The organism is Cellulomonas fimi, from assembly GCF_028527925.1.
Taxonomy (GTDB): Bacteria; Actinomycetota; Actinomycetes; order Actinomycetales; family Cellulomonadaceae; genus Cellulomonas; species Cellulomonas fimi_C.
Genome location: NZ_JAPESW010000040.1, coordinates 1 through 14,995 on the forward strand (window position 1 = coordinate 1; position 14,995 = coordinate 14,995).

Genomic DNA, 14,995 nt, shown 5'->3' on the forward strand with positions numbered 1-14,995 from the left:
CGGAGGTGCCGGCGGCGCAGCTGACGGGCTACGCGGTGGCGCCGGTCAAGCTCGGGACGACGTGGGCGTGCGGTGCGCAGCGGTACGTGGCGAGCGGTGGTGCGCTGCGTCCGCTGAGCGCGGCGGCTGCGGACGCGACGGGTCTGACGTTCGTGGCGATGGACCCGGTGACGTGCGCGTCGGTGCCGCGGTCGTCGAGCGTGCTGACCGGTCCGGTGTTCGTGCGCTCGACGGGTGCGGCGGACCTGTTCCTGGCCGAGGGTGGCAAGCGGCGTGCGGTGTCGAGCATGGACACGGTGTACGCGCTGGCCGCCGGTGGTCCGGTGACGGTCGTGCAGGTCGAGCAGGCGGCGCTCGACGCGATCCCGCTCGGACCGCCGGTCTGACCGGCTCAGCCGACGGGCAGCTCCTCGGAGACGGCGCCCGTCGGCACCCACACGAGACGCGCGCGCCACTGCGAGGGTGACCCGCTCGGCGCGTCCACCGTGACGCTCGGGCAGGCGGTGCTCGCCGCGTCGGCCAGCGACCGGCTCGACGCGCTCACCACCGACCCGCCGCCCAGGAGCTCGAACCGGCACTCGCCGTCGTCGACGACGACGCCGTCGACGTAGCCGGACACCTCGACCGAGGTGCCGACGACCACGGCCGACGTGACGACCGGGGTGCCGGCGGCGTGGTCCTGCCCGCCGCCCGTCGCCGGCGACGTCGGGGCCGCTCCGTCCCCGGGCTCACCCGCGGTCGGCGACGCCCCCGCGGGGGAGGAGGCGGAGGGCGTCGCACCTCCCGTGCCGTCCGCACCGGCCGCGGCCGTCGGCGTGTCGTCCGTCTCGTCGGGTTCGCCCCCGTCGGCGGTGCACCCGGCCACGAGCGCGCTCGCGAGGAGCGCGGTGAGCAGGATCGATGCGGTGCGGCGGCGCCGGTGGTTCGTCACGAGGCCTCGTCGGTGTGGTCGGGCGGGGGCGGGCCTCATGCTAGGTTGCCCGACCGGCCCGCACGGGGACGTTACCCTTGCGCGGTGAGCCGCCACGTCGAGCACCCTCCCGCCGCGCCCGCCGGCGCCGACGCGCCCACGCCGGTCGCCTCCGCACCGGCGGCGGCCGCACCGGAGCCCGCCGTCCCCGCCGTCGCCGACCAGCCGGTCGCGAGCGCGTCGCGCGGTGGCCGCTTCGACTTCCTCGACGCCCTGCGCGGCATCGCCGCGATGGCGGTCGTCCTGCAGCACTCCGCCGAGATGATCTGGCCGGAGTACCTGCGGTTCTCGATCGGCACCTTCCGGCTCGGCGAGTTCGGCGTCGTCATGTTCTTCCTCGTCAGCGGGTTCATCATCCCCGCGTCGCTCGAGAAGTACGGCTCCGTCGGCAAGTTCTGGGTCGGACGGTTCTTCCGGCTCTTCCCGCTGTACTGGTTCTGCGTCGTCGTCGCGCTGGTCCTCGCCGTCATGGGGCGCTTCTACGTCTCGCCCGAGTTCAAGGCCGCACCCTGGGCGTGGACCGCCACCAACGCGACGATGGTGCAGCAGTTCCTCGCCGGGCCGCTCGTCATCGGCGCGAGCTGGAGCCTCGCCTACGAGGTGGTGTTCTACCTCGGGATGTCGATCCTGCTCATCGTCGGCCTGAACAAGCGCAGCGTGCCGATCGCGGTGTCGCTGCTCGGTCTCGCGGGCGTCGCGGGCGCCTGGATCCCCGGCCGGCTCGACACCGGTCACGGGCTCCCCGGCCTGCTCACGGTCGTCAGCGCGACCGTCGCCGTCGGCCTCTACGTCTGGTTCCACGCGCGCGGCGGCGTCCGGCAGGCCGTCCTCGGCGTCGCGCTCGTCGCGGTCACCGTCCCGCTCGCGCTCAACCAGCCCGAGCGGGTGTGGTTCTCCCTGCTGCTGTTCGCGACCATGACCGTCGGCACCGTGATGTACCGGCTCATGCAGGGCGTGCTGCGCCCGTGGGTCGCGTGGGGCGTGTTCGGCGGCGCCCTGGTCGTCGTCGCGGTCGTGCACCGCGTGCTCGTGACACCGCACGTCGAGCCGATCGCGGGTGCCTTCGTCACGTGGCGTCCCGAGGCCGTCACCTTCCTCGCCGCGTTCGCCGTGTTCGCGCTCGGGTTCCTGCTGCGCGGGCGTCGGTGGCCGCGTGCGCTGACGTACCTCGGCACCATCAGCTACTCCCTGTACCTCACGCACACGATCGTGCTGTACGCGACGCCGTGGGTGTCGCCCGAGCTCGCCGAGACGCTGCGCATCACGCCGCAGGTCGGCACGTTCGTCGTCTGGGTCGGCCTCACGGTGCTCGTGTCCGCCGCGACCTACGCGTGGATCGAGAAGCCGTTCCAGCGGCTCGGGCACCGGTTCACCCGCCGGCCGATCGCGACGGGCACCACGCCCGAGGCGCCCTCGCAGCGGTCCTCCGGCGTCGCGCCCGCCTCCGGCGTCGCGGCGACCGCCGACGGCGGGGTGCCCGCCGCGGCGGTGCCGACGGGGGAACCTTCGGTCACCGAGCCTGCCGTGGCGGAGCCGTCCGCCACCGTGGCACGCACGGCCGAGCCGTCGCCCGAGGACGCCGCGGGCGCGGACACGGCCTCAGCGCCGCCGGCCCCGGTCCACGAGGGCGCCGGCGCCGCGCGCGACTGACCCCTCGCCGGGGGTCGCGTCCCGTCGGCCGGACCCCCTCATGACATGAGGGACGCCCGGGCACCAGGTGCCCGGGCGTCCCTCGTCCGTGATGGGGGAGCGGGTCGGTCAGGCCGGACCGCGGGTCGCGACGACCGTGTACTCCTGCGCCCCGAAGAGCACGTCGTTGAGCCGACCGAACCCGGTGCTCACCGCGGCGGCGACCTCGCCCAGCTCCGGGTCGACCGTCGGGAGGTGGTAGCCCTCCGCCGGGGAGTAGAAGTTCAGCCGGACGTCCCGGAAGCCCGCGTTCTCGCAGAGGAACGCGAGCAGCGACGGGTGCAGCGGGCGCACGTGCGTGGGGTCGAGGATGTAGCTGTTGCCCAGCACGATGAGCGACGCGGGGTTCGGCGTCTCGGCGACGAACAGCCCGCCCGGCCGCAGCCGCGACACGGCGAGGTGGATGAACTCGAGCAGGTAGTCGAGCTCGACGTGCTCGACGACGTGCGCCGAGAAGATGGCCCCGAGCGACCCGGGCTCGGCGTCGCGCAGGAACGCCACCGCGTCCGTCTCCGCGATCGTCAGGCCCCGGGCGCGCGCCTCGGCGGCCATGCCGGGCTCCGGCTCGACGCCGACGCCGTCGGTGCCCGCCTCGGCGAGCGCGGTGAGCAGCTCGCCCCGCCCGCAGCCGATGTCCACGACGGGACCGTGGCCCGCGAGGAGGGGCACGTACCGCTCGCGCTGGATGCGCAGCACCTCGTCGGGAGCGCCGCGGAAGCGCCGCTCGAAGCCGACGTAGTCGAACCCGGGCACGGGCTCGGCACCGGTGGCCGCGGGAGCGGGGGCGGCGGGCGCCTGCGCGTCGTCCGTCCGCGCCTGCACCGCGGCGGCCTGGGCGTTGACGCGCGAGTCGAGGACGCGCAGCCGCCGGTCGAGCGAGGAGATCTGCTCGCGCTGCTCGGCGAGGCGCACGGCCGCGCCGTCGATGCCCGTCGCGGGGGCGATCGCCATGCCGAGCTCGTCGAAGCGGCGCAGGACGTCCGCGAACTCGGCCTTGAGCAGCGTCTGGTTGATCGAGTTGGCGCGCACCTGCTCGACGAGCAGCGCGAGGTTGACGCGGTCGGGCGCACCGGCGGCCGTCCGGCCCTCGAGCGCGTCGAGGCGTGCGTTCGCGGCCGCGAGCTCGCGCTCGAGCTGCTCGGCGCGCCGCACCACGACCGCGAACAGGCGCGGGGCGACCCTGTCGTACACCGGCTTGACCGCGCGCTTGACGGAGGACTTGACACGGGTGCGGGCGTCGGCCGCGGGTGCCGGCTGGGGCCGGTCGACGGGCTGCTGGACAGGTTCGGGAGGGACGGGCGTGCCCGTCAGGACCCCCACGGCCTGCGTGCTGACCTCGGGAGGCAGCGTCATCGGTGACTCCTCAGTGAACGGAGAGCGTCGTGCGCACGGGCCCGCACGTTCGAGCCCGCGGGCGTGCCGAGCCCGTCGAGGGCGTCAGCGTACCCCGTCCGCCACGGCGAAGATGGACGGACGCCCAGGACCGTGGCCAGGGTGCGGACCGCGCCGTCCGCGTCGTACGTCCGCTCGTACGCCGCGCGGCAGGCGCGGGCGTGCCGGGCGCGCGCGACGGCGTCCGCGAGCAGCGACTCGGCCGCCGCCTCGAGGTCGTCGCCGACGTCCGGCAGGCCGACCTCGGCACGCACGTCGGCGGGGGCGACGACCGGTGCGGCCCACGCGGCGGCGAGCACCGCGGCGGGCTCGTCGTGCGCGACGACCACGGACGCCAGCGCGGCCGCGGTCGCGACGGCGTCGTCCGGGACGTCGGCGCCGTCCCACGTCCAGCCGTCGGGCCCGCCGTGCGCGACGGACGGCCCTGTGAGGCCCCGCGCGCGGCGCACCCGGTCGCGCGTGAACGGGGCGAGCGGCCGTGCCGAGGGGTGGCGGGGTGCGGGGCCCAGCGGCACCACCGGGACGGGCGCCGTCGCGGCGACGGCGTCCGCGGTGCGCGGCGCGGTGAGCACCGCGGACGCCCACGCCGGGACGGGGGCCTCGGGGTCGTCGAGCCACACGAGCGCACGCTCGCCGTGGGCGGGCGTCGACTCGGCGGTGCGCACGACCGCGTCGAAGCGGCCGCCGTCGGACACGGGCGCCACGTCGCAGCGCTCGGCGATCCGGACCAGCGCGTCGTGCAGCTCGTCGCTCAGCCCCGCGTGGACGGCGATGCCGATGCGGAGGTCGCTCATGCCGAGGCCGACAGCAGGCGCTCGACGACCGCGGGCCACGACAGCTCGGACGCGCGCCGGCGTCCCTCCTCGCCCATGGCGCGCGCGTTCTCCCGGTCCGCGGCGAGCCGCTCGACCGCGTCCGCGACGCCTTCGGGGGTCCCGTCGGTCACGTACCCGGTGACGCCGTCCTCGACCCACTCGAGCACGCCGCCCGCGTCGTGCGACGTGATCACGGGCTTGCCCGCGAGGAACGCCTGCAGCGTCACGTAGCCGTAGTCCTCGTCGAACGGCGCGTAGATGACCCCGAGCGCGCCCGCGTACTGCTCGACGAGGTCGTCGTCCGGCACGAAGCCCGGCAGCGACACGCGGTCGCCCAGGCCGCCGCGCTCGACGCGTGCCGCGAGGTCCGCCGTCATCGACCCGCGGCCGGCGACGACCGCACGTACCGGCGAGCTCACGTGCGACATCGCGTCGACGATGAGGTCGGGGCGCTTGTTGGTCTCGAGGCGCGTCGGGGTGAAGACGTAGTCGCCCATCTCGCCGGTGTGCAGGCGCTCCGCGAGCGGCGGCGGGTGGTACAGCGCCTCACCCTCGAGACCGTTGTAGCGGGCGAGCCGGTCCGCGACGACGTGCGACGTCGTGAACACGTGCCGGGCCTCGCCGAGCGCGCGCGTGTCCCACTCGGTCAGCTGGCGCTGCACCTCGAGCGCGTCGTCGTCGAGCCCGAGGTCGGACCACGGCGCGTCGATCGCGTCGTAGGCGCCGCGGTGCTGGTGGAACAGCCAGACGACCTTGCGGGGGTGCCGCGCGTAGTAGGACGGGAAGTTCGTCGAGATCACGACGTCCGCGTCGAGCGGCAGCATCCGCCACGCGAGCGGCGCGTCGAAGAGCCGGTCCTTCTCCCACGCGGTGGGCAGGTGGACGAGCTCGGCGCGGTGCCCCGCCTCCTGCATCGCCTTGACGATGTTGTCCATGTGGAGCTCGGCACCGCCTCGGACGAACGGCACCTGTGCGCCGCAGACGATCACATCCACCGGGGCTCGCTCCTCGCATCCTGGGCTCCGTCAGCGCCGGGCACCAGGGCGCCGGTCGCACGGTCGTCCACTCTAGCGGTGCACGTCGCGGCCCCGTGCTGTGACCAGCGTCCCAGGGGAGCGGGCCGTCCTCACGGTAGGATCCGACGTTCGTGCGCGACGACAGGAGCCTGACATGACGACGGCCGACCCGACCGCCGTCCGCTCACCCGCCCGCGAGGGCCAGGACGGACTCCAGCGGGTGTTCAGCCGTCCCCGGTGGTTCCGCGGGGCGGGGCGCGACTGGGCGGACGTCTGGCGCTACCGCGAGCTGCTGTCGAACCTCGTGCGCAAGGAGCTCAAGGTCAAGTACAAGGACTCCGTCCTGGGGTTCTTCTGGACGCTCGTGCGTCCGCTGCTGCAGCTGCTCGTCTACTCGGTCGCCATCGGCATCTTCCTGGGCTCGGGCAAGCAGATCCCCGAGTTCGGCATCTACCTCTTCACGGGCCTCGTCGCGTGGACGCTGTTCACCGACATCATCGGCGGCTCGACGGGCTCGATCGTGTCCAACGCGGGCCTGGTCAAGAAGGTCTACCTGCCGCTCGAGCTGTTCCCGTTCTCCGTCGTCGGCGCGAGCGCCGTCAACTTCGTGCTGCAGCTCGTCGTGCTGCTCGGCGCGTACGTCGTCACCGGCACGTGGCCGGCGCCGGGCGACCTGTTCCTCGTGCCGCTCGCGCTGCTCGTGCTCGTGCTCTTCGCGACGGCGCTCGGGCTCATCCTCGCGGCCGCGAACGTCTACCTGCGTGACGTGCAGTACCTCGTCGAGGTCGGCCTGCTGCTGTGGTTCTGGATGACGCCGATCGTCTACGACTGGACGAAGGTGCAGCAGAACCTGCAGGGCGCCCACGAGTGGCTGTTCCAGCTGTACATGGCGAACCCGATGACGAACGTCGTCCTCGCGTTCCAGCGCGCGCTGTGGCCCGGCGGCCGCACCGAGCAGGGGGCGCCCTTCTACTACGACGGCAACCTCGAGCTGCGGCTCGCGGTCGTGGGTGCCGTCAGCCTCGTCCTCCTCTGGTTCGCGCAGCGCGTCTTCGCGCGCGCCCAGGGCAACTTCGCGCAGGAGCTGTGACGGTGACCTCCGACATCATCCGGGTGCACGACGTCTCGAAGCAGTTCCGCCTGCGCAACGACAAGAGCCTCAAGGAGCGGCTGGTCAACCGGCGCTCGTCGCGCGAGCACGAGAACTCGTTCTGGGCGCTGCGCAACATCGACCTCGACATCCAGTCCGGGTCGACGATCGGGTTCGTCGGCCACAACGGCTCGGGCAAGAGCACGCTGCTCAAGGTCATCGGCGGCATCCTCACCCCGACCAGCGGGTACGTGGAGCGCCGCGGGCGGCTCGCCGCGCTGCTCGAGCTCGGCGCCGGGTTCCACGGCGACCTCACGGGCCGCGAGAACGTCTTCCTCAACGCGTCGCTCCTCGGCCTGACCCGCAAGCAGACCGAGCAGTACTTCGACGCGATCGTCGACTTCTCGGGCATCGAGGAGTTCATCGACACCCAGGTGAAGTTCTACTCGAGCGGCATGTACGTGCGGCTCGCGTTCGCGGTCGCCGTGCACGTCGACCCCGAGATCCTGCTCGTCGACGAGGTCCTCGCGGTCGGCGACGAGCCGTTCCAGCGGAAGTGCCTCGAGCGCATCCGGCGGTTCCAGAGCGAGGGCCGCACGATCGTGCTCGTGACGCACGCGCTCGACCAGGTCCGTGAGCTGTGCGACCGCGCGGTCATGCTCGACCACGGCCACATGGTCGCGCAGGGGTCCGCGGTCGAGGTCATCCGCGCGTTCCGCGACGCCAACGACGACGCGGCCGCGGAGCTCGCGCCGAACGCGACGGACCGCCCCGTGTCCATCACGTCGCTGTCCGTCACCGCGCCCGACGGCTCGCCCCTGGTGACCGTCGGCCCGGACCAGCCCGTCACCTTCCGCATCGGCCTCGAGGCCCGCGAGCGCGTCGAGGACTACGTCGTCGGCATCGCGCTCACCGACCACATGGAGCGTCTTGTCTACGGCACCAACACGCACATGCTCGACGTCGCGACCCCGTCCGTCGACGGCCCACTGGAGGTCGCGTTCGCGGTCGACCGGCTGCCCGTCGTGGAAGGGCAGTACTACGTGACCGCCGCGGTGCACCCCCGACGAGGGCCCGAGTGGCACCGGGTCGACCGTGCGGCCGTCGTGCGCGTGCGGACCACGGTCTCCGAGGACGGCGTCGTGCACCTCGCGCCGCGGTTCGAGGTGGTCGCGTGAGCGCCCGGGCGGGCCGGATCGGCCTGGTCCCCGCGCGCTACGGCGACCGCATCGTCGGCGGCGCCGAGATCGTGCTGCGCCAGATGGCGTTCGGCCTGCAGGCGCGGGGCTGGGACGTGGAGATCCTCACGACGACCGCGCTCGACCACCACTCGTGGGCCAACGAGCTCGAGCCCGGTCTGCACGTCGAGGACGGCATGCCGGTGCGCCGGTTCCCCGTGGTCGACACGACCACGCCCGAGCGCGGGGAGCTCGAGCGCCGCATCCTCGCGGGCGACACGCTGACCATCACCGAGCAGCAGCGCTGGATGAACGGCGGGATGCGGGTCCCGGAGCTTTACCACCACATCCTGGACCACGCCGACGACTACCGGGCGCTCGTCTTCACGCCGTACCCGTTCTGGGTCACGTTCGCGTGCTCGCAGATCGCGCCCGAGAAGAGCGTGCTCTGGACGTGCCTGCACGACGAGCCCTACGCGTACCTGGACCTGTTCCGTCCGGTGTTCACCGGCAGCGCCGGGCTGCTGTTCCAGTCGGGTCCGGAGCAGGACCTCGCGCTGCGCATCGCGCCCGACGTGGCGCCGCACGAGGTCGTCGGGTGCGGCGTCGAGGTGCCGGAGCGGTACGACCCCGACGGCTTCCGCGAGCGCTACGGGATCGAGGGGCGCTTCCTGCTCTACGCCGGCCGGCGCGAGGGCGCGAAGGGCTGGGACGAGCTGCTCGAGGCGCTCGCGGCGATCAACGCGCGGCGCGACCTGCCGTTCACGCTCGTGACGATGGGCGCCGGCGAGGTCCGGCCGCCCCGCGGCATGGAGGGCAAGGTCGTCGACGTCGGCTTCCTCGACGACGACGAGCGCGACAACGCGTTCGCGGCCGCGGACGCCTACCTGCAGCCGAGCCGCTACGAGGCGTTCTCGCGGACGATCATGGAGGCGTGGCTCGCCGGGACCCCGGTCATCGCGAACGGTGGCAGCGAGGTCGTGCGGTGGCACTGCGAGCGCTCGGGCGCGGGCCTGACCTACGACGACGAGCTCGAGCTCGAGCAGTGCCTGCACTTCCTGGCCGACGCCCCGCAGGAGGCCGCCGCGATGGCCGCGTCGGGCCGCGGCTACGTGCTCGAGAACTACACGTGGGAGCTCGTGCTGGACCGCGTCGAGGCGCAGCTCGAGGCCTGGACGGAGGCGCCGTGAGGATCTTGATGGTCACGCCGTACCCGCCGCTGCGGGACGGCATCGCCTCCTACGCGCAGCAGTCCGTCGCGGCGCTGCGCGCGCAGGGCCACGACGTCGAGGTCCTCTCGCCGGGCCCGTCCGCGGCGCACCACCACCTCGACCTCGTCGGGCCCCGCGGCGGGCTCGCCCTGGCCAAGCGTGTGCGCGGCTACGACAAGCTCGTCGTGCAGTTCCACCCCGACTTCTTCTACCCGGTGCCCTCGTCGCCCACGCAGCGGGCGGAGGTCAGCGCGGCGCTCGCGGTGGCGTTCCGGCTCGCGCCGCGCGTCGAGGTCGTCGTGCACGAGATCGACTACCGGCACGGGCGCGGCGCGAGCCCGGCCGCGCGCGCGGCGCGCGCGCTGTGGCGCCAGGTCGACGTCGTGCAGGTGCACTCGGAGTCGGAGCGGCAGCGGTTCGTCGAGGCGTTCGGCGTCCCGGCGGGCCGGGTCCAGATCGTCGAGCACGGGGCGGCGTTCGTGCCGCGGTCGCGCGCCGACCGCGCCGGCGCGCGTGCGAGCCTCGGGATCGAGGCGGACGCGCGCCTGTTCCTGTCGATCGGGTTCATCCAGCCGCACAAGGGCTACGACCGGGCCATCGACGCGTTCCGCGGCCTGCCCGCGCCCGCCCGGCTCGACGTCGTCGGGTCGGTGCGCGTGGAGGAGCCCCAGTTCGTCGCGTACGCGCAGGAGCTCGAGGACCGTGCACAGGCCGTGCGCGGTGCGCACGTGCACGTCGGGTACGTGAGCGACGAGCTGTTCGACCGCTGGATCATCGCGAGCGACGTCGTCGTGCTGCCGTACCGCGAGATCTGGTCGTCGGGCGTGCTCGAGCGCGCGCGCCTGCTCAACCGGCCGGTCATCGCGACGCGCGTGGGCGCGCTCGAGGAGCAGGCGGCCGGCGTCGAGGGTGTGCGGCTCGTCGACGACGACGCGCAGCTGCGCCAGGCCGTCTGGGAGTTCGCGCAGGCGGAGGCGGAGCCGTTCACCGCGGCACCGTGGCCGTCGGCCGCGGCCGGCCGGGACGCCATCCAGGCCGAGGTCGTGGCGCGCGCCGCGCAGCGCCGGGGCGGTGCGGTCGGGGCCGTGTCCGCGCACAGCGCCTCCGCGCAGGACGTCGCGTTCGCGACCGCGCCGCTGCGGCGCGTGCGCGACGTGCACCTGCCCGACCCGGGGCCGGGCCGCGGCGTGCGCCCGTTCGCGCGACGCGTCGTGCGCAAGCTCACCGCGTGGCAGATGCAGCCGGTCGTCGACCAGCTCAACACGCTGACCCGCGCGACCGTCGAGTCGGTCGCACGGGCGACCGACGCGCACGAGGAGCGCGGCGAGCCGCGCGAGCGCGGCTGACCACCGTGCGGGTCGCGCTCGACGGGACGCCGCTGCTCGGCGCCCGGACGGGGATCGGCACGTACGTCGCGCACCTCGTCGATGGGCTCGCGGCCACGCCGGGGCTCGACGTCGTCGCGACGCCGTTCACGGGCCGCGCGGGGGTGCCGGACGACCTGCCGTCGACGGTCGCGTGGCGGTCGTCGCGCGTCCCGGCGCGGGTGCTGCGCGCGGCCTGGATGCGGGCCGACGTGCCGTCCGCGGAGCTGCTGTGCGGGCGGCACGACGTGTTCCACGGCACGAACTTCGTCCTGCCGCCGACCCGGGGGGCGGGCGTGGTGACGGTGCACGACCTGACGTACGAGCGCTTCCCGGAGCTCGTCGCACCGGCGTCCCGGCAGTACCGGACGCTCGTCCCGCGCGGCTTGCGTCGCGCCCGGCGCGTCCTCGTGCCCTCGCGGACCGTCGCCCGCGAGGTCGTCGAGACGTACGACGTGCGTGCGGACCGGGTCGACGTGACGCCGCTGGGCGTCGCACCGGTGTGGTCGCAGGCCCGGCCGCTGCCGGAGGCCCGGCTCGAGTCGCTCGGTGTGCGGGGGCCGTACAGCGTCTTCGTCGGGACGCGAGAGCCGCGCAAGAACCTCGCGACGGTCGTGGCCGCGCAGCGTCTGCACGAGCAGCGCGGGGGGAGCGGCTCGCTCGTGCTCGTGGGCGCCTCGGGCTGGCACGACGTCGCGCAGACGCCCGGGACGGTCGTGATGCCGCACCTGCCGGGCGAGGACGTACGCGGTCTGGTCGCGGGAGCGCGCGCGCTCCTGATGCCGTCGCTCTACGAGGGCTTCGGCCTGCCCGTCCTCGAGGGCATGGCGGCGGGGGTGCCGGTGGTCTGCTCGGACGTGCCGGTGCTGCGCGAGGTGGCGGGGGAGCACGCGCGGTTCGTCGCGGCGACCGACGTCGACGCCTGGGCGGACGTGCTCGCGGCCGCGGTGGACGGCCCGCCGGGCCCCGCGCACGCGCTGCAGGCGGCGCGTGCGCACGCCGCGACGTTCACGTGGGAGCGGTGCGCCGCCGCGACGGTCGCGGCCTACCGCCGCGCCGTGGAGGCGTAGACCTCGAGCGTGCGCTCGGCGGCGTGCCGCCACGAGAACTGCCGCGCGCGGGCGGTCGACGCGGTCGCGAGGGCGTCGTGGCGCTCGCCGCACGCCTCGACGAGCGCGTCCGCGACCGCGTCGGCGTCGGCGGGGTCGACGAGCAGCGCCGCGTCGCCCGCGACGTCGGCGCACGCGGTGCCGGCCGAGGTCACGACCGGCACCCCCGCGGCCATGCCCTCGAGGACGGGCAGGCCGAAGCCCTCGCGGTAGGACGGGAAGCAGAAGGCGCGGGCGCCGGTGTACGCGGCGTCGAGCTCGGACCGGTCGAGCGCACCCAGCACGCGCACGCCGGGCGGTGCGTCGTCGAGGCCGGTGTCGCCCCAGCCGCGCGGGCCGACGAGGACGAGCTCGGTGCCGGTCGTCCCGGCGGCGCGGGCGTGCGCGGCCAGCACGGTGCGCAGGTTCTTGCGGGGCTCACGCGTGCCGACCCACAGCACGTACGGCCGCGCGAGGCCGTGACGGTCCCGGAAGCGGTCGACGTCCTGCGGGGCCGCGGGCCGCACGTCGGTGCCGTGCGGGACGACGTGCAGGCGGCTCTCCTCGATGCCCGCGGCGAGGCACTCGTCGCGGGTCGTGGCGGACGGGACCACGACGGCGTCGGCGCGTCGGCGCACGTCGTCGAGGGCGCGCCGGAAGAACGCGGCGCCGCGGGCCGTGAAGTGCTCGGGATCGGCGAGGAACGCGAGGTCGTGCACGGTGACCACGAGCGGGCGTCGCGTCGGGGGGACGGCCCACGTCGTCGCGTGCACCACGTCGGCCGCGGGGACGCTCCACTCCGCCCGGGGCAGCCGCACGCGCTGCCAGGCCTCGTAGAGCGCGACGCGGGGGAGCGGCACGCGTCGCACGCGTCCCGTGGGCGCCCAGTCCGCGGGCGCCGGTCGACGGTGCCACGCGGCGAGGCCGGTGACGTCCGCGAGGCCCGCGAGCTCGCGCGTCAGCGCCGCGACGTAGGTGCCCGACCCGCCCGGCACCGGCTGCCACGCCTGCTCGACGGTCACGGCCACGTGCAGGCGCGGGGCGGGCGACGACATGGTGAGAGACTACGGCGTGCCCTGGACCCCGCCGCGCCGTCCCACGACCGCCTCCCGGCCCTGGTCGGGCCGCCGACCTGCGGGGTCGTGATGCGGGTCCTCGTGGACGGCACCGCGGTCCCGCCGGACCGCGGTGGTGTGGGGCGGTACGTCGACGCGCTGCTGCCCGCCCTCGCGCGCGCCGGGGTGCAGGTCGCGGTGGCGTGCCGGCCCGCCGACGCCGAGGTGCTCGGCGAGACCGGTGCGCGGCCCGTCGTGGTCCCCGGGGCTACGGACCGCCGCGCGGTGCGCCTCGCGTGGGAGCAGACGGGCCTGCCGCTGCTGGTGCGGCGCACCCGCGCCGACGTGGTGCTCAGCCCGCACTACACGATGCCGATGCTCTCTCCCGTGCCCGTCGTCGTCACGCTCCACGACGCGACGTTCTTCACCGACCCGCACCTGCACCTCAGCGTCAAGGCGCCGTTCTTCCGGACGGCGACCCGGCTGGCGGTGCGGCGGGCGTCCGCGCTCGTCGTCCCGTCGGAGGCGACGCGCGACGAGGTGCTCCGCCTGCTGCCGGCGGCCCGGCGCCACGCGGACCGCTTCCACGTCGCCTACCACGGTGTCGACCCGACGGCGTTCCGCCCGGCGTCGGACGACGACGTGGCGCGGGTCCGTGCGTCGCTCGGCCTGGACGGTCCGGCCGTGGTGTTCCTCGGCACGATCGAGCCGCGCAAGAACGTCCCGGCCCTCGTGGACGGCTGGGTCGCGGCGGTGCAGGGGATGGAGCGTCCCCCGGCGCTCGTGCTCGCGGGGGCCCGCGGCTGGGACGACACGCTCGAGGACGCGCTGCGACGCGTCCCGCCGGGCCTGCGGGTCGTCGTCCCGGGGTACGTGCCGTACGAGGACCTCGCACCTCTGCTCACCGGGGCGGACGTCGTCGCGTACCCGAGCCTCGGCGAGGGCTTCGGCCTGCCCGTGCTGGAGGCGATGGCCTGCGGCGCGACGGTGCTGACGACGCGCCGTCTGTCGCTGCCCGAGGTCGGCGGCGACGCGGTCGCCTACACCGAGCCGGACGCGCCGGCGATCGCCCGGGCCCTGCGCGCGCTCCTCGACGACCCGGTCCGGCGCTCCGCGCTGGGGGCGGCGGCGCGCGCCCGGGCGGCGGGGTTCACGTGGGACGGTGCCGCGCAGGTGCACGTGCGCGCGTTCGAGGACGCCCTGCGGGGGACCCGGCGCGGGCGGACGGTGCCCCCCGCGCCGGGCGGCGCTCAGTCGAGCAGCCCCAGCAGGTAGCTGCCGTAGCCGGACTTCGTGAGGAGCTCGGCGCGCTGCGCGAGCTCGGCGTCGGTGAGGAAGCCCCGACGCCACGCGACCTCCTCCGGGCACCCGATCTTGAGGCCCTGGCGGTGCTCGATGGTGCGCACGTAGTCCGACGCCTCGAGCAGCGAGTCGAAGGTGCCCGTGTCGAGCCAGGCGGTGCCGCGCGGGAGCTCCTCGACCTGGAGGCGGCCCTGCTCGAGGTAGGTCCGGTTGACGTCGGTGATCTCGTACTCGCCGCGCGCGGACGGCGCGAGGTCGCGCGCGATCGCGACGACGTCGTTGTCGTAGAAGTACAGGCCGGGCACCGCGAACTTGCTGCGCGGCTGCTGCGGCTTCTCCTCGAGCGAGAGCGCGCGGCCGTCCGCGTCGAACTCGACGACGCCGTAGGCGGTCGGGTCGGCGACGCGGTAGGCGAACACCGCCGCGCCGTCGATGTCGCTGAAGCGGTCGAGCCGCGAGCCGAGCCCCGGCCCGTAGAAGATGTTGTCGCCGAGGACCAGCGCCGCGGCGTCGGTCCCGACGAAGTCCGCACCCAGCACGAACGCCTGCGCGAGCCCGTTCGGCTCGGCCTGCACCGTGTACTCGATCGAGATGCCGAACTGCGAGCCGTCGCCGAGCAGACGCTGGAACTGCGCGGCGTCGTGCGGGGTCGTGATGACGAGCACGTCCCGGATGCCCGCGAGGATCAGGGTCGAGAGCGGGTAGTAGATCATCGGCTTGTCGTAGACCGGGACCAGCTGCTTGCTCACGCCGAGGGTGATGGGGTGGAGGCGGGTGCCGGAGCCGCCGGCCAGGATGATTCCACGCATGAGCCGACAGTCTGGC

General features: G+C 74.7%; 14 protein-coding genes. 8 read left to right on the top strand and 6 right to left on the bottom strand.

Going from position 1 to position 14,995, the window contains the following annotated elements:
* A partial coding sequence (locus tag OMK64_RS15605) for a hypothetical protein (protein ID WP_272729280.1) occupies window positions 1-386 on the top strand: 386 nt, incomplete at its 5' end.
* Window positions 387-391: 5 nt separating this feature from the next.
* Here the strand turns inward: OMK64_RS15605 and OMK64_RS15610 are convergent.
* The gene (locus tag OMK64_RS15610) at window positions 392-931 is read right to left on the bottom strand and encodes a hypothetical protein (protein WP_272729281.1); all 540 of its coding nucleotides are present in this window, start codon (window positions 929-931) and stop codon (window positions 392-394) included.
* A gap of 84 nt (window positions 932-1,015) precedes the next feature.
* Between OMK64_RS15610 and OMK64_RS15615 the strand changes: the two genes are divergently transcribed.
* Complete coding sequence (locus OMK64_RS15615; protein WP_272729282.1) at window positions 1,016-2,620, top strand: acyltransferase family protein; 1,605 nt, start codon at window positions 1,016-1,018, stop codon at window positions 2,618-2,620.
* A 108-nt stretch (window positions 2,621-2,728) separates the two neighbouring features.
* Here OMK64_RS15615 and OMK64_RS15620 read toward each other — a convergent pair whose 3' ends face one another.
* The 3 genes from OMK64_RS15620 to OMK64_RS20925 are packed head-to-tail and all read right to left on the bottom strand — an operon-like array spanning window position 2,729 to window position 5,861.
* On the bottom strand, window positions 2,729-4,012 hold the full coding sequence (locus OMK64_RS15620; RefSeq protein WP_272729283.1) for a class I SAM-dependent methyltransferase: 1,284 nt from the start codon (window positions 4,010-4,012) through the stop codon (window positions 2,729-2,731).
* Entirely contained in the window at window positions 4,009-4,845 is an 837-nt protein-coding gene (locus tag OMK64_RS15625; RefSeq protein ID WP_272729284.1) for a hypothetical protein, read from the bottom strand. Before OMK64_RS15625 ends, OMK64_RS15620 begins: the two co-directional genes overlap by 4 nt.
* On the bottom strand, window positions 4,842-5,861 hold the full coding sequence (locus OMK64_RS20925) for a glycosyltransferase family 4 protein (RefSeq protein WP_272729285.1): 1,020 nt from the start codon (window positions 5,859-5,861) through the stop codon (window positions 4,842-4,844). The genes OMK64_RS15625 and OMK64_RS20925 overlap by 4 nt, the downstream gene beginning before the upstream one ends.
* 175 nt (window positions 5,862-6,036) lie before the next feature.
* On the opposite strand from OMK64_RS20925, the gene OMK64_RS15635 reads away from it, so the two are divergent.
* The 5 genes from OMK64_RS15635 to OMK64_RS15655 are packed head-to-tail and all read left to right on the top strand — an operon-like array spanning window position 6,037 to window position 11,795.
* Window positions 6,037-6,972, top strand: coding sequence for an ABC transporter permease (locus tag OMK64_RS15635; RefSeq protein WP_272729286.1), 936 nt, complete (start codon window positions 6,037-6,039; stop codon window positions 6,970-6,972).
* Between the two features lie 2 nt (window positions 6,973-6,974).
* Window positions 6,975-8,150 (top strand): ABC transporter ATP-binding protein, encoded by a 1,176-nt coding sequence (locus tag OMK64_RS15640; protein WP_272729287.1) that lies wholly within the window; start codon window positions 6,975-6,977, stop codon window positions 8,148-8,150.
* Window positions 8,147-9,340 (top strand): glycosyltransferase family 4 protein, encoded by a 1,194-nt coding sequence (locus OMK64_RS15645; RefSeq protein WP_272729288.1) that lies wholly within the window; start codon window positions 8,147-8,149, stop codon window positions 9,338-9,340. Before OMK64_RS15640 ends, OMK64_RS15645 begins: the two co-directional genes overlap by 4 nt.
* Window positions 9,337-10,707, top strand: coding sequence for a glycosyltransferase family 4 protein (locus OMK64_RS15650; protein WP_272729289.1), 1,371 nt, complete (start codon window positions 9,337-9,339; stop codon window positions 10,705-10,707). The genes OMK64_RS15645 and OMK64_RS15650 overlap by 4 nt, the downstream gene beginning before the upstream one ends.
* Window positions 10,708-10,712: 5 nt before the next feature.
* Entirely contained in the window at window positions 10,713-11,795 is a 1,083-nt protein-coding gene (locus OMK64_RS15655; protein ID WP_272729290.1) for a glycosyltransferase family 4 protein, read from the top strand.
* Here the strand turns inward: OMK64_RS15655 and OMK64_RS15660 are convergent.
* A complete protein-coding gene (locus tag OMK64_RS15660) occupies window positions 11,771-12,868 on the bottom strand; it encodes a glycosyltransferase family 4 protein (protein WP_272729291.1) in 1,098 nt (365 codons plus the stop codon). The two genes, OMK64_RS15655 and OMK64_RS15660, sit on opposite strands and share 25 nt — an antisense overlap.
* 90 nt (window positions 12,869-12,958) lie before the next feature.
* Between OMK64_RS15660 and OMK64_RS15665 the strand changes: the two genes are divergently transcribed.
* On the top strand, window positions 12,959-14,143 hold the full coding sequence (locus OMK64_RS15665; RefSeq protein ID WP_272729292.1) for a glycosyltransferase family 4 protein: 1,185 nt from the start codon (window positions 12,959-12,961) through the stop codon (window positions 14,141-14,143).
* Here OMK64_RS15665 and rfbA read toward each other — a convergent pair.
* Entirely contained in the window at window positions 14,119-14,979 is an 861-nt protein-coding gene (gene rfbA, locus OMK64_RS15670) for a glucose-1-phosphate thymidylyltransferase RfbA (RefSeq protein WP_272729293.1), read from the bottom strand. The two genes, OMK64_RS15665 and rfbA, sit on opposite strands and share 25 nt — an antisense overlap.
* Window positions 14,980-14,995: the final 16 nt, after the last annotated feature.

Coding starts and splice junctions, on each gene's coding strand:
- OMK64_RS15625 (WP_272729284.1), bottom strand. CDS start 4,845: ATGAGCGACCTCCGCATCGGCATCGCCGTCCACGCGGGGCTGAGCGAC.
- OMK64_RS15665 (WP_272729292.1), top strand. CDS start 12,959: ATGCGGGTCCTCGTGGACGGCACCGCGGTCCCGCCGGACCGCGGTGGT.
- rfbA (WP_272729293.1), bottom strand. CDS start 14,979: ATGCGTGGAATCATCCTGGCCGGCGGCTCCGGCACCCGCCTCCACCCC.
- OMK64_RS15660 (WP_272729291.1), bottom strand. CDS start 12,868: ATGTCGTCGCCCGCCCCGCGCCTGCACGTGGCCGTGACCGTCGAGCAG.
- OMK64_RS15620 (WP_272729283.1), bottom strand. CDS start 4,012: ATGACGCTGCCTCCCGAGGTCAGCACGCAGGCCGTGGGGGTCCTGACG.
- OMK64_RS15635 (WP_272729286.1), top strand. CDS start 6,037: ATGACGACGGCCGACCCGACCGCCGTCCGCTCACCCGCCCGCGAGGGC.